The sequence below is a fragment of the Paenibacillus sp. SORGH_AS_0306 genome, assembly GCF_030819345.1.
Lineage (GTDB): Bacteria > Bacillota > Bacilli > Paenibacillales > Paenibacillaceae > Saccharibacillus > Saccharibacillus kyungheensis.
On sequence record NZ_JAUTBP010000001.1, the window covers coordinates 1,313,474 to 1,328,845 of the forward strand.

Genomic DNA, 15,372 nt, shown 5'->3' on the forward strand with positions numbered 1-15,372 from the left:
ATATCCATTTGTTCGGATGGAGGATGGATTGTGAAAGAGCGGATAATCACTGGCATTGTAGCCGGAACACTCTACTTAGGGCTTTGCCTGCTCGGTGGCTATGCTTATCATGGCCTGCTGGTGGTGATGGCTCTTATTGGATATTATGAGTTTGTAATCATGACAAAGTCGACTCCGTTTGGAGCACCGGCAGTAATCGGATATATTAGTGTACTGTATATGCTTTTCCCATGGACATTAATGAATCTTGAACCGCCGTTGTCTAATGATCACAGTATGTGGATTGTGATGCTATTGTTGTTATCCATTACTGTTATTTCCAAAAATAAAGTGGATATTAAACAAATGGCGCTACTGTTTATCGGAGCCGTTTATATAGGTACAGGATTTGCATATATTGCAGATACACGTCAGACACCAGATGGACATGGATTATTCTGGACCTTTATGTTGCTTGCTTCGATTTGGGCTAGTGATATTGGAGCTTATTTTACAGGCAAAATGTTGGGTAAAAATAAGCTGTGGCCTTCAATCAGCCCTAACAAAACAGTGGAAGGTGCGATTGGTGGAGTTGTATTTGCTATTGTAGTGGCTGTTATTTTTTCACTGATATCACCACAACTACTTCCAATGACCAATGCGATATGTATAGGTATTGCTGCGGCTGTAGTAGGACAAATGGGTGACTTGATTCAATCGGCATACAAGCGTATCTATGGAATCAAAGACTCTGGTAAATTACTACCTGGTCATGGTGGCATTTTGGATCGTTGTGACAGCTGGTTAATGGTATTTCCGCTTGTTCATATTGCGTTCCTTTTACCTTTTTAATAAATAATCATTTAAACGATAACCTATTGTAATCTAACGGGGTGCACAATGAAAAAATTAGCTATTCTTGGCTCTACAGGTTCAATCGGTACTCAAACATTAGATGTTGTACGTGCTCATCCTGAAGCTTTTGAAGTGGAAGGACTTGCAGCAGGCAACAATATAGAATTGTTAATGCAGCAAGTGTTGGAATTTAAGCCATCTAAAATTTCTGTAGGTTCTAAAGAATCAGCAGAACAGATCAAACAGCAATTGCCTGCTCATATTCAGGTATTTTATGGCGAGCAAGGACTGATTGAAATTGCAGCCGGAACAGATGCCGATACGGTAGTAACAGCAGTGATGGGTAGCATGGGTCTTCCTTCTACACTAGCAGCGATTGATGCTGGCAAAACGATAGGTCTGGCTAACAAAGAAACATTGGTAACAGCAGGACATTTAGTGACAGCTCGTGCTAGACAAAAAGGTGTTCAATTGTTGCCGATTGATAGCGAACATTCAGCATTATTTCAATGTCTAAATGGAGAACCTCGTGAACGTATACATCAATTAACGTTGACTGCTTCAGGTGGTTCATTTCGTGATCGTACACGAGAGCAATTGAAGCATGTGACTGTTGCTGATGCACTCAAACATCCTAACTGGTCTATGGGTTCTAAAATTACGATTGATTCTGCAACAATGGCGAATAAAGGACTAGAAGTGATCGAAGCACACTGGTTATTTGATATGCCGTATGATCAGATTTCTGTATTGCTACATCCTGAAAGTATTATTCATTCATTTGTTGAATTTGTAGATACGAGTATTATTGCGCAGCTAGGTAATCCTGATATGCGTGTACCGATTCAATATGCTTTAACTTATCCGGATCGTCAGCAAGCTCCTTCTTCGCGTCTATCGTTAGCTCAGATCGGGCAATTGAATTTCCGTGAAATGGATTATGTTCGTTTTCCTTGCTTGAGTATGGCTTTTGAAGCGGGTCGTCTGGGCGGTACAGCTCCAACAGTATTTAATGCTGCTAATGAAATTGCAGTTTCTCGGTTTCTAAATGGAGAAATTCCTTTCTTACTGATTGAAGACATTATTGCAGATGCGCTACAACAGCATGAAGTGATTGCCAATCCAGAACTGGAAGTTATTTATGCTACTGATGCACAGACAAGAGCGAGAGCAAGTGCATTTTCAGTATTATAAGTATGAAGATCATATATTTTAAATCATGAAGTGATCAGAATATAGACGTTTCGTATCGATTATGCGGTAGTGGTTTTGTATCATTACGATTATGCCTATAACCGGGATTATCAACAGAAATGGAATTTATTTCTTGATGTTCGCCATGCTCTGCTTGTATCAGACCGTACAAAAGTGATAATCTAAAAGTGCAGACCTTCGGTCGCAAGCGAAAAAGGAGGATTTGGCGATTTGGAGACACTTCAAGTAGTAGTTATGACGGTACTCATGTTTTTTATTATTGTAACGGTGCATGAGTGGGGGCATTATTATTTTGCCAAGCGTGCAGGAGTTTTAGTACGCGAATTTGCTATTGGCTTCGGCCCAAAACTGTTTTCATATAAAAAAGATGAAACTGTATTTACATTGCGTCTATTACCTTTCGGTGGTTACGCACGTATGGCTGGTGAAGATCCTGAACTGGTTGAGATTCAACCCGGACAGACGATCGCTATTCGCACAGCAAATGAAGTGGTAAAAACGATTTTTGTAGATCAATTAGATAATCGCAAAAATGTAATTCGTGGTGAAGTACAATCGATAGACATTATAGACGATCTCAAAATTGTACTGGATGTTGATGGTGATATTCAGACTTTTAATGTAGATCCCAAAGCGATGATGTCGATTAAAGGTCAAGATATTCAGATTGCACCGCGTAATCGTCAGTTTAATAGTGCAACTGTAGGTCAACGTGCATTGTCTATTTTTGCAGGGCCTGCGATGAACTTTATTCTTGCATTTATTCTTTGTCTGATCTTAGTACGTATGACAGGTGTACCTGTAGAGAATCCGACTGGCGTTATTTTGGGTCAAGTTACTTCTAATTCTCCTGCTCAATCTAGTGGACTGATGAAAGGCGATCTAGTTGAAAAGGTTAACGGAACTAACATTGCTGGGGATTCTGTGAAAATGATTAGTTTGATTGAATCTTCTGCTGGGAAACCAATGGAATGGACGATTGAACGTGGTGGTAAAGAACAAACGGTGACTATTACTCCGAAAGCCAATGAAAAAAATGTAGGTAAAGTCGGTGTAGCAGTAGAACCTCAGACTCGTTCAGCTTCATTTGGTGAAACATTCAGCTATGCAGGTGAACGTTTTATCGATATGAGTACAACGATTTTGACAAGTTTGAAAATGTTGATTTTCGGACAGTTCCATCTGAACGATCTTGCAGGGCCTGTAGGTACGATTCAAGTAACGACTGAAGTGGCTAGACAAGGACTCGACAGTATGATTCTGTGGACAGCGCTAATCAGTACCAACTTGGGTATATTCAATTTGCTCCCTATTCCAGCATTAGATGGAAGTCGTTTGATTTTCTTACTTGTGGAATGGATACGTCGTAAGCCACTTGAACCAAGCAAAGAAGGTCTGGTTCATTTAATCGGATTCGGAATGTTATTCTTGCTTATGATTGCTGTAACTTATAATGATATTGTACGTTTAATTAAAGGATAATTTCTCTCCTTTAACATCTAGACAGACATGATATACTAAAGGAAAGACCACAGAAGCAGAAGGGTGGAAATGCAACATGTACGCCTCAGCGTAAAGTTGAAGGATGTTGCAATACTCACTCTTTTGCTTCTTTGTCTGAAATCATTCAACAAGCACTACCAATCGTGATACAATAAGATAAAATGAGTGAGCAATAGTGGCAGATATCAATGCTACCATTATTGATGTACACTCGCTAAATATTTGGTTACTTACAGGAGGATATCCATTTTTATGTCGAATGATAAGCAGGACAAACAATTCGTAACTGAAATTACACCACAAGGTGAAGACTTCTCACGCTGGTATATTGATGTGATCAAAAAAGCTGAATTAATGGACTATTCACCTGTACGCGGTTGTATCGTATTCCGCCCGGATGGATACGAAATTTGGGAACATATTCAGCAAGATCTAGATCGTCGTTTCAAAGAAACCGGTCATCGTAATGCATATTTCCCATTGTTTATTCCAGAAAGCTTTTTTGAAAAAGAAAAAGAGCATATTGAAGGATTTAACCCTGAGTTGCCATGGGTAACTGAAGCAGGTGGAGATAAGCTAGAAGAACGTTTGGCAATTCGTCCTACATCAGAGACAATGTTCGGACATATGTATTCTAAATGGATTCAATCGTACCGTGATCTACCTGTATTGATTAACCAGTGGGCAAACGTTGTTCGTTGGGAGAAACGTACATTACCGTTCTTACGTACAAGTGAATTCTTGTGGCAAGAAGGTCATACAGCTCATGAGACAGAAACAGAAGCACGTGAAGAAACTATGCGTATGCTTGAAGTATATCGTGACTTTGTAGAAAGTTTCTTAGCCATCCCTGTAATTACAGGACAGAAGAGCCCTTCTGAGAAATTTGCAGGCGCACGTGATACGTATTCGATCGAAGCTATGATGAAAGATGGACGTGCAGTACAAGCAGGGACATCTCACTTTATGGGTACTAACTTTGCGGAAGCATTTGAAATTCAGTACTTAAGTCGTGAAAATACACAAGAGTATGCACATACAACATCATGGGGTGTAAGTACACGTCTAATTGGTGCGCTGATCATGGTGCATGGTGATGATCGTGGATTAGCATTGCCTCCTAAAGTAGCTCCAAAACAAGTCATGATTATTCCGATTGGCCCTCCTAAAACACGTGATATGGTGGTAGGACGTGCTGACGAATTATTTGCCGAGTTGAAAAAAGCAGGTGTACGTGTAGGCATTGATGATCGTGCAGATGTACGTCCAGGTTGGAAATTCAACGAGTATGAGATGCGCGGTATTCCAGTTCGTCTGGAAATTGGCCCTCGTGATATGGAAAATGGAGTATGCGTATTGGTTTCTCGTATTACAGGCGAGAAAAAACAAGTCGCTCTTGAAAATATCGTTACAGAAGTTCAAAATATGTTAGAGCAAGTACAACAAGAAATGTATGATCGTGCACTGGCTTTCCGTGAAGAAAACATGCATGAAGTAGATACACTAGATGAAATGAAAGCTATTATGGAAGAAAAACGTGGCTTCTTTATCGCAGGCTGGGATGGTACGATCGAATCCGAAGCCAAAGTTAAAGAAGAAACAGGAGCAACGATCCGTAATATTCCTTTCCAATTAGATGTTCAAAAAGAAAAATGTCTAGTAACTGGAGAGCCAGCGAAACACACTGTTGTATTCGCTCGTGCGTATTAAGATATTTGGTCATACAAGATCTATTCAGGTAGATCAAATACATGTACAATTCAATTTCTAGCTGCTGTTGGTATAGGGCTGAAATGAACATATAGCTAAAGGTTCAAAGCTATTGAAGCAGGCAAGCTTCCAACAGAGTGGAGTAGACGGCAGTCTGATACCAACTTTTGTGGAGGCTTGTTGCTTTTTGGAAAGGGGGATCTTATGAGCGTTAGTGGAGAGAAAAGAACACGATTCGAGCTGTTAATGAATCAGGCACAAGTACCTGCTGGATTAATGGAGCCTCATTTTGCAGATGGGATGATTGATCGTGTAGAGATTAGTCGTAGTAACAAAGAATGGAAAATCGTGATTGCTAAAGAAACATTAGTCGCAGCACCTACCTATCGTGCATTTTGCTTGCATATTCAGGAGAAAATGGGACATATCGCGAAAATTCGTTTTCTTTTTCAATACGATGAAGCTGTAGATGTTGTACAGATTGTAGAAGAATATTGGAATATGTTTTTGGAATGGGTACAACGCGAAATTCCTTCGGTCAACGGTTGGATGACACGTGCTAAATATATGGTAGATGATCATACCGTCACAGTGACGATGAGCGATAATATGTCATTGGAACTGGCTAAAAAGAAACAAATCGATCAAGCGATTATTCGTTTTTATCAAGATTATTTTAATCTGACTTTGCGGATCAAGCTTCAAGTCGGGGAGAATACAACAGAAGCTGTAGAAGAATTCCATGTACAACGTCGGAAAGAAGAACTGGAAGAAATCGAGAAATTGATGACCAGTATGGAATCTGAGTTTGAAGAAGATACCGATGCAGATGGAGAACCTGTTCGCTTGCAAGTCGGTTATGAGATCAAAGAGCAACCGACACCGCTACAAGATATTCAAGATGAAGAAAAGAAAATTACGATTCAAGGAACAATTTTCGGACTCGAAAGCAAAGAGCTTCGTAACGGTAGTACATTATTTACGTATTTCTTAACTGATTTTAGTGACTCGTTACAAATGAAAATGTTCGCCAAAAATAAAGAAGATCTCAAAATTATGAATCTACTGGCTAATGGTAAATGGGTGAAAGCTCGCGGTAGAGTGGAATATGATCGCTTTATGACAATACCGGAACTTGTTATGATTCCGTCTGATCTTAGTGAAGTCAAAGCACCGGCTGGACGCAAAGATGATGCAGATGAAAAGCGCGTTGAATTCCATTTGCATACGACAATGAGTTCGATGGATGGAATTACACCGATCGATCAATATGTGAAAACAGCAGCAGCATGGGGACACTCAGCGATTGCTGTAACCGATCATGGCGGAGTGCAATGTTATCCAGAAGCTTATAAAGCAGCTAAAAAGCATGGTATCAAAATCATGTATGGACTTGAAGCGAATGTAGTGAACGATGCTGTAGCGATTGTACTCAATCCTCAACCGATTGATCTGAAAACAGCTACGTATATCGTTTTTGATATAGAGACCACAGGTTTATCTGTAACACAGAACAAAATTATAGAAATTGCAGCGATCAAAATGGTAGATGGCAAAGAGTTAGATCGTTATGCTACTTTTGTCGATCCGCATGAACGTATTCCTTATAATATTCAACAATTGACGAATATTACAGACGATATGGTTCGCGGAGCGCCAGAGATTGATCAAGTCATTCGTGAATTTGTAGAATTCGCTGGCGATGGTATTCTCGTCGCGCATAATGCGCGTTTTGATATAGGATTTATTCAAGCAACACTCAAAAATCATGATTTACCTGAAATGGAAAATCCGGTACTCGATACACTGGAACTTGCCCGTTTACTCTATCCAACATTGAAAAATCATCGTCTGAATACATTAGCAGCCAAATATAAAGTTTCACTGGAAAGTCATCACCGGGCGATAGATGATACGATAGCACTTGGAGGCATCTTATTTGGCTTATTAAGTGATGCGGATAAAGAGCGTCGCTTAACTCGTTTGGATCGGCTAAATGAATTTGTAGGACAGGATCTATCCAATGTACGTCCTTTCCATTGTGGCATTTATGCATTAAATGAGATTGGTAAAAAGAATCTATTCAAATTAGTCACTTTATCGCATACTCAGTATTTCAAACGGGTAGCTCGTATTCCTAAGTCAGTGTTGACTGAATATAGAGAAGGATTAATCGTACTGTCTGGTTGTGAAAAGGGAGAGTTTTTCGAAGCTGTTTTGAACAAATCGGTTGAAGAAGCAGAAGAAATCGCTCAATTTTATGATGTACTAGAAATCCAACCGTTAACGATGTATATGCATCTTGTAGACAAAGGATTGGTTGCAAGTCCTCGTGAGTTAGAGATTGCAGTAAATAAGATTTATGATATTGGAGCTAAATTAGAAAAGCCTGTAGTGGCTACAGGAAATGTTCATTATTTAGAACCAAGACAGAAATTGTTCCGCGATATTACGATTAACGGGATTACAGGCTTTAGCCCGCTTAAAGATCAACGTAAACCGGATGCTCATTTACGTACTACCAATGAAATGCTAGAAGAATTTAGCTTTATGGGTGAAAGCAAAGCAAAAGAAGTTGTTATCACCAATACGCAAGCATTAGCAGAACGTTTTGAAGCATTTGAACTGTTCCCGGATAAATTATTTACACCGATTTTAGATGGAGCAGATGAAGAAATTCGGAATACTTGTTATGATACAGCGAAATCTATTTATGGTGAAGATCTGCCAGATGTAGTAGTAAAACGTCTTGAAAAAGAATTAGAACCTATTATCAAGTTCGGATTTTCTGCCAACTATTTGATTTCAGAAAAATTGGTTAAAAAGTCAAATCAAGATGGGTATCTAGTAGGTTCAAGGGGTTCAGTAGGTTCTTCAGTAGTAGCAACGTTTCTGGGGATCTCTGAAGTAAATCCATTGCCTGCTCATTATATCTGTACCAATCCAGAGTGTAGACATAGCGAATGGTTTTTAGATGGTAGTATTCCTAGTGGATTTGATTTACCTGATAAAGACTGCCCTGATTGCAATGGTAAGCTTAAAGGGGAAGGTCAAGATATTCCATTTGAAACGTTCTTAGGATTTAAAGGGGATAAAGTTCCCGATATCGATTTGAACTTCTCTGGAGATTATCAACCGAAAGCTCATAATTATACCAAAGAATTATTTGGCGAAAAAAATGTATTCCGTGCAGGTACGATTGGTACAGTGGCCGAGAAAACAGCGTTTGGATTTGCTAAAAAGTATGAAGAGTTACATCAGAAAAAATGGCGTAATGCTGAACTCAGTCGTCTTGCGTCTGGATGTACAGGTGTTAAGCGGAGTACAGGACAGCATCCCGGCGGTATCGTTGTTGTGCCGGATTATATGGATGTCGAAGATATTACACCGGTTCAATTTCCAGCGGATGATGTGACAGCAGAATGGAAAACCACCCATTTTGATTATCATGCATTTGAAGCGAACTTGCTCAAGCTTGATATACTGGGACATGATGATCCGACGATGATGCGGATGTTGCAGGATTTGACTGGTGTCGATCCAACTCAAATTCCAATGAATGATCCTAAAGTCATGAGTATGTTCAACTCGACAGAAGCATTAGGAATTACAGCAGAACAATTGCGTAGCCCTGTAGCGACTTATGGAGTGCCAGAAATGGGTACCAAATTTGTACGTCAGATGTTGATTGAATCTTTGCCATCTTCATTTGCCGATTTATTACAGATATCCGGTCTGTCTCATGGAACAGGGGTATGGCTAGGCAATGCGCAAGATTTGATCAAAAATAATACATGTAATATCAAAACGGTTATTGGTTGTCGTGATGATATTATGTTGTTCTTAATTTACAAAGCAGGTATGGATGCCAGTCTTGCCTTTAAAATTACAGAGAGTGTACGTAAAGGTAAAGGGTTATCACAAGAGTGGATCGATGAGATGAAGAAATGCAAAGTACCACAATGGTATATTGATTCTTGTCTTAAAATCCAATACATGTTCCCGAAAGCCCATGCGGCTGCATACGTTATTTCAGCAGTGCGGACGGCTTACTTCAAACTGTATTATCCGATCCAATATTATGCGACTTATTTTACAGTGCGGATTGAAGACTTTGATCCTGATCTATGTTGTCAGGGATACGAAGCGATCTATCGCAAAATTGTAGAGATCGAGCAAATGGGATTCCAAGCGCCAACCAAAGAAAAAAATATGATTCCGATGCTAGAAATGGCACTGGAAATGACAGCCCGTGGATTCAAATTCCAACCGGTTGATCTGTATCGCTCAGAAGCGACAACATTTACAGTGGATGAAGATAGCTTAATTCCTCCATTTTCCGCAGTACCGGGTATTGGTGATAATGCAGCACGTAATATTGCAGCTTCACGCCAACATGGAGAATATTTATCGATAGAAGATTTCCAACAGAAGTCCAAAGCAAGTAAAACGATTGTAGAATTGATGACTCAAATGGGTTGCTTCCGTGGCTTGCCAGAAAGTAATCAGTTGTCGCTGTTTTAAGAAAGCTTGTGATAAGATTACATCAAGCGCTAGCGCTGTGTAGTCAAGGTTATTTACTTGTCACTCCTTTGGAATTATGATATAATTTTAAGGTGATAAGGAAGATAAAACCGTTTTGTGAAGAGTGGGGAAACCCACTCTTTACTCTTTGGTATAAGGTTGTTGAATACATTTACAGGAAATAATGACGCAGACGATCGAACCGAGAGAATTAAATTGGTTCGATTTTCTACAAAAAGCGGCAATAATGAATTTGTTCAACAACATGTTTTGCATATAGGATTTTAAGGTGATGGAGGGTTGAATTGTTTGAGCACACCGAAGATTAAAACGACCGTAGAAGAAATGGTACAGCCATTTTTGAGTGAGCATGGCTTCGAGTTGGTCGATGTGGAATATGTAAAAGAGGGTAACAACTGGTTTTTGCGAGTGTTCGTGGATAAGGACGGCGGTATTGATATCGAAGATTGCAGTCGGGTTAGCGAATATCTAAGTGAACAATTGGATGGTAATGATCCGATCTCTGGAGCTTATTTTCTAGAAGTATCTTCTCCAGGTGCAGAGCGTCCACTTAAAAAGAGTGAAGATGTTGCAAAAGCAGTTGGCAAAGATGTTTTTGTAACGACGTATGCACCTTTAGACGGACAGAAGGAATTTGAAGGACGATTGCTTTCATTCGAGAATGAAGAATTGCTGATCGAAGCGGGCAAAAAAACGCACACTATTCCATATGAAAAAGTAGCCAGCGCAAGACTGGCAATCATTTTTTAAACGGTAGTTTTTTGAAAGGGGGAACTTGAAGCACATGAGTATGGAGTTTATTGAAGCAATGAATGAATTGGAAAGAGACAGAGGGATTAGCAAAGACATCCTGTTTGAAGCGATCGAGGCAGCCCTAATTTCCAGTTATAAGCGTAATTTTAATGCGGCACAAAATGTACGTGTTGATATGAACCGTAATACAGGAGTTATCAAAGTATTTGCTCGTAAAAATGTAGTAGAAGAAGTCATGGATGTACGTACAGAAATTTCTGTCGTATCTGCACGTGAGATTAACCCGAATTTTCAGTTAGATGATGTAGCTGAGATCGAAGTGACTCCACGTGACTTTGGACGTATTGCTGCACAAACAGCGAAGCAAGTCGTAACTCAACGTATTCGTGAAGCTGAGCGCGGTCTGATCTACAATGCATTTATTGACAAAGAAGAAGATATTGTAACAGGTATCGTTCAACGTCAAGATGCGCGTAACATCTATGTAGATTTAGGCAAAATTGAAGCTGTACTTCCTTTAACTGAATTGATGCCTAACGAGAAATTCACCATGAATGAACGTATTAAGGCATACATCACTAAAGTTGAAAATACAACTAAAGGCCCTCAAATTATTTTATCACGTACACATCCAGGATTACTTAAACGTTTGTTCGAACTTGAAGTGCCTGAGATTTTTGATGGCGTAGTTGAAATTCGTTCTGTAGCACGTGAAGCAGGCTTCCGTTCTAAAATTGCTGTATTCTCACGCAATGAAGAAGTGGATCCAGTTGGTTCATGTGTAGGTCCTCGTGGTATACGTGTACAGATGATCGTTGGCGAACTTCGCGGTGAAAAAATCGATATCGTTCGCTATTCTGAAAGTGTTGAAGAGTATGTTGCTAATGCTCTAAGTCCATCCAAAGTGCTTGAAGTTCAAGTATTTGAAGATGAGAAGATGGCACGTGTAATCGTTCCTGATTATCAACTATCTCTAGCAATTGGTATCAAAGGGCAAAATGCTCGTCTTGCTGCCAAATTGACAGGATGGAAAATTGATATCAAGAGCGAGACGCAAGCAGAAGAAGAGTATGGTCGTCCTAAAGAAGCCGGCGAAGAAATGCATCAAGATTCAATATCGGTTGACTAAACATTTTCATTTGTATGCCTGATAGGACTTTCCCTCAAAATGGCAGGGGACAGGTGCCGCTTTGGATGTTGATGTTATGATAACAATATGGGGAGTTCGAAGGGGGACATGAGATAATGATAAAAACCAAAAAAGTGCCACTGCGCAAATGTGTAGCTTGCCAGCAGATGATGCCGAAAAAAAGTCTAGTGCGTATTGTACGTACGCCAGACGATCAGGTAGAAATGGATTTGACCGGTAAAAAATCGGGACGTGGTGCGTATATTTGTGGCAACATGGCCTGTTTTCGTTTGGCACAAAAGAGTCGTGCGTTTGATCGTGCACTCAAAGCGCCTGTTAGTGCGGAAATATATGAGCAACTTGCCAACGAATTTAGCAACGTAGAAAACGATTTTTGTACAGTACAGGAAAGAGGCGCTAATGAATAACGAACTATCCCTACTCGGGCTTGCGATGCGAGCCGGCAAAGTGTTATCGGGAGACGAATTGGTTCTCAAAGCTATTCGTTCTCGCGAAGCCACCCTTGTCGTATTAGCTGGAGATGCTTCAGATAATACACAAAAAAAATTCCGTGATAAATGCGGAAGTTACACTATTCCGCTTCTTATTGGGTATGATCGTGATCAGCTCGGCTCAAGCATAGGTAAAGATGGGCGAGTCGTGTTGGCTCTAACCGACAAGGGTTTCGCAGAGTTATTCCGCAAACGAATGGGGAATTCCTCGGAGGTGGAATATATTGAGCACACAGGAGCAGAAGGATAAACTGAGAGTTTATGAATATGCGAAATCTCTCAATATGAGTAGTAAGGAAATCATTACGATCTTAAAAAGACTGGATGTACCGGTCAATAATCATATGAGTGTTATGGAAAATGATGCTGTATCCAAAGTGGAAAAGTTTTTCAAAGATATCAAATCCAATGCTGAGGATAAGCATGTCAATGCAACAACCAAAAACACGAGTGCGGATAGTACTCGTCCAAAAATTCAACAGGAAAAGCAGGTAGGTATGGATACGAAAACGCAGAACAACTCAAATAGTGGGAATAACAAACCCCAAAACGGTTCCTCTAACAGTAACCGTAGTAACTCGTCGTCTAGTCAATCAAGTAACCGTCCAAGTACGGGAAGCAATAACAGTAGTTCTAGAACATCTTCAACATCAGGACAAAGCAGCCGTCAACCAAGCAGCGCTTCTCGTCCACCATCTCAATCCAGCTCTCAAAACCGTCAACCTTCTGGTCAAGTAAGAAGTGCTGGTTCTACAGGCGGTAACAGCAGTACTAGCAGCAATGGTAACCGTAATGCTAGTGGCGGTGCTGGAAATGGTAATGCCGGTCCTAAACGCAACAACAGTACTGGTGGCGGTCAAGGCGGAGGCAATCGCTCCGGTGGCGGTGGTGGTAACCGTTATGGAAGCAACAACGGTAACCGTAACAATAACGGTCGTGGTGGTAAAGGTCGCGGCAAAAATCAATATAGCAACCAACCTCCTCGTGAGAAAATTGATAATACACCTAAGAAAATCATCGTTCGCGGTGAAATGACTGTTGGTGAAACAGCTAAATTGCTTCATAAAGATGCTTCAGAAGTTATCAAAAAGTTGATCACAAGTGGCGTAATGGCTACGATTAACCAAGAGCTTGATTTAGATACGATCCAGTTGCTTGCTAGTGACTATGGGGTAGAAGTCGAAATCAAAATCGCGGTTGAAGATGATCGTTTTGAAACGGTTGAAGAAGTCGATGATGAAGCTGATTTGAGCACACGTCCTCCAGTTGTAACGATCATGGGTCACGTCGATCATGGTAAAACAACATTGCTTGATGCGATTCGTTCTACGAATGTAACAGGTGGCGAAGCTGGTGGTATCACTCAGCATATCGGTGCATATCAAGTTGAAATTAACAAAAAGAAAATCACTTTCTTGGATACACCGGGTCACGAAGCGTTTACAGCTATGCGTGCTCGTGGTGCACAAGTAACAGATATTACAATTATCGTAGTTGCAGCAGATGATGGCGTTATGCCACAGACAGTAGAAGCGATTAACCATGCGAAAGCAGCGGGTCTTCCTATTATTGTTGCTGTAAACAAAATCGATAAACCAGGCGCTAACCCTGATAAAGTAAAACAAGAATTGACAGAGTATGAATTGGTACCGGAAGAGTGGGGTGGAGATACAATCTTCGTAAATGTATCTGCAAAAAAACGTAATGGTATCGAAGACTTGCTTGAAATGATCTTGTTGGTTGCTGAAGTCAATGATTACAAAGCAAACCCTGATAAACGTGCTCGTGGTGCAGTTATTGAAGCTGAGCTAGATAAAGGTCGCGGTCCAGTAGTTCGTGTCCTTGTTCAAAACGGTACGCTTAAAGTTGGAGATGCTTTTGTAGCAGGTAACTGTTTCGGACGTATTCGTGCAATGGTAAGTGACAAAGGTCGTCGCCTCAAAGAAGCAGGACCTTCTACACCGGTAGAAATTACAGGTCTGACTGAAGTTCCTTTAGCTGGAGATCCGTTCATGGTGTTTGAAGATGAGCGTAAAGCTCGTTCAATCGCTGACAAACGTGCGATTACACATCGCCAGTCTGAATTGGGTGCGAACACTCGCGTAACATTGGATGATCTTTTCCAACATATCAAAGATGGCGAAATCAAAGATCTTAACGTTATTATCAAAGGTGACGTTCAAGGTTCGGTTGAAGCTCTTAAAGGTTCATTGGAAAAAATCGAAGTCGAAGGCGTTCGCGTCAAAATTATCCACCGTGGTGTAGGTGCGATTAACGATTCTGATATTATCCTTGCTGCTGCTTCCAATGCGATCGTTATTGGTTTTAACGTTCGTCCGGATAGCCAAGCAACACAAACAGCAGAACAAGAAAAAGTAGATATCCGTCTACATCGTGTTATCTATAATGCTATTGAAGAAATCGAGCAAGCTATGAAAGGCATGCTAGATCCAGAATATAAAGAAGTTGTTGTTGGTCACGCTGAAGTACGTAGCGTATTCAAAATCAGTAAAGTTGGAGCGATTGCAGGATGTATGGTTACTTCCGGTAAAATGGTCCGCGCTGCTGAAAGCCGTCTGATCCGCGATGGTATTGTTATCTTTGAAGGTAAACTTGATTCACTTAAACGTTTCAAAGACGATGCTAAAGAAGTGGCTCAAGGGTATGAATGTGGTATTACATTAGATGGCTACAATGACCTCAAAGAAGGCGACATTATCGAAGCATTCATAATGGAAACCGTAGAGCGCTAAGTGCGAGGTGAAAAAACATGGCTAAAATCCGAACAGGTAGAGTCGGAGAACAAATCAAAAAAAGAATTAAGCTTGCTTATTCAAAGTGAAATGAAAGACCCGCGTATCGGTTTTGTAACGGTAACAGGTGTAGATGTCACTAATGATCTATCACAAGCTGAGGTATACCTTAGTGTGATGGGTGATGAAGAGCAAAAAGCAAATTCTTTAAAAGGTATCGAAAAAGCAACAGGATTCCTTCGTTCTGAATTGGGCAAACGTATCCGTTTGCGTCACACTCCTGAGTTGATTTTCAAAATCGACGAGTCGATTGCTTATGGCAGTCGTATCGAAGAACTTTTGGGTGAGATCAAAAAAGACGAAACGAACGAATAAGGATAAACACTTTTACAAGGATCAAGCCATATAGCTTGATCTT

Annotated in this window: 10 protein-coding genes and 1 pseudogene; all 11 read left to right on the forward strand. The window is 40.5% G+C overall.

The window, feature by feature from the left end:
* The first annotated feature begins 30 nt into the window (after positions 1-30).
* The 11 genes and pseudogenes from QE450_RS05955 (at position 31) to rbfA (ending at position 15,329) form a co-directional block, all read left to right on the forward strand.
* Positions 31-831 (forward strand): phosphatidate cytidylyltransferase, encoded by an 801-nt coding sequence (locus QE450_RS05955; protein ID WP_273615797.1) that lies wholly within the window; start codon positions 31-33, stop codon positions 829-831.
* A gap of 48 nt (positions 832-879) precedes the next feature.
* Positions 880-2,028, forward strand: a complete 1,149-nt coding sequence (locus QE450_RS05960; protein WP_273615798.1) for a 1-deoxy-D-xylulose-5-phosphate reductoisomerase — start codon at positions 880-882, stop codon at positions 2,026-2,028.
* Positions 2,029-2,259: 231 nt separating this feature from the next.
* Entirely contained in the window at positions 2,260-3,531 is a 1,272-nt protein-coding gene (rseP, locus tag QE450_RS05965; protein ID WP_273615799.1) for an RIP metalloprotease RseP, read from the forward strand.
* Positions 3,532-3,804: 273 nt separating this feature from the next.
* Positions 3,805-5,262, forward strand: coding sequence for a proline--tRNA ligase (gene proS / locus QE450_RS05970; protein WP_273615800.1), 1,458 nt, complete (start codon positions 3,805-3,807; stop codon positions 5,260-5,262).
* A gap of 204 nt (positions 5,263-5,466) precedes the next feature.
* The gene (locus QE450_RS05975; protein ID WP_273615801.1) at positions 5,467-9,786 is read left to right on the forward strand and encodes a PolC-type DNA polymerase III; all 4,320 of its coding nucleotides are present in this window, start codon (positions 5,467-5,469) and stop codon (positions 9,784-9,786) included.
* 309 nt (positions 9,787-10,095) lie between these two features.
* Positions 10,096-10,557, forward strand: a complete 462-nt coding sequence (rimP, locus tag QE450_RS05980) for a ribosome maturation factor RimP (RefSeq protein WP_204824539.1) — start codon at positions 10,096-10,098, stop codon at positions 10,555-10,557.
* Between the two features lie 34 nt (positions 10,558-10,591).
* Positions 10,592-11,689 carry a transcription termination factor NusA gene (gene nusA / locus QE450_RS05985; protein ID WP_273615802.1) on the forward strand — a complete coding sequence of 366 codons (1,098 nt, stop codon included), beginning with the start codon at positions 10,592-10,594 and terminating at the stop codon, positions 11,687-11,689.
* Positions 11,690-11,808: 119 nt separating this feature from the next.
* Positions 11,809-12,117 (forward strand): RNase P modulator RnpM, encoded by a 309-nt coding sequence (gene rnpM, locus QE450_RS05990; protein WP_273616283.1) that lies wholly within the window; start codon positions 11,809-11,811, stop codon positions 12,115-12,117.
* Positions 12,110-12,451 carry a L7Ae/L30e/S12e/Gadd45 family ribosomal protein gene (locus QE450_RS05995; RefSeq protein WP_204824537.1) on the forward strand — a complete coding sequence of 114 codons (342 nt, stop codon included), beginning with the start codon at positions 12,110-12,112 and terminating at the stop codon, positions 12,449-12,451. The genes rnpM and QE450_RS05995 overlap by 8 nt, the downstream gene beginning before the upstream one ends.
* Positions 12,426-14,954 carry a translation initiation factor IF-2 gene (gene infB, locus QE450_RS06000; RefSeq protein WP_307297783.1) on the forward strand — a complete coding sequence of 843 codons (2,529 nt, stop codon included), beginning with the start codon at positions 12,426-12,428 and terminating at the stop codon, positions 14,952-14,954. Before QE450_RS05995 ends, infB begins: the two co-directional genes overlap by 26 nt.
* Positions 14,955-14,971: 17 nt before the next feature.
* Positions 14,972-15,329, forward strand: a pseudogene (gene rbfA / locus QE450_RS06005) (30S ribosome-binding factor RbfA).
* The last annotated feature ends 43 nt before the right edge of the window (positions 15,330-15,372 follow it).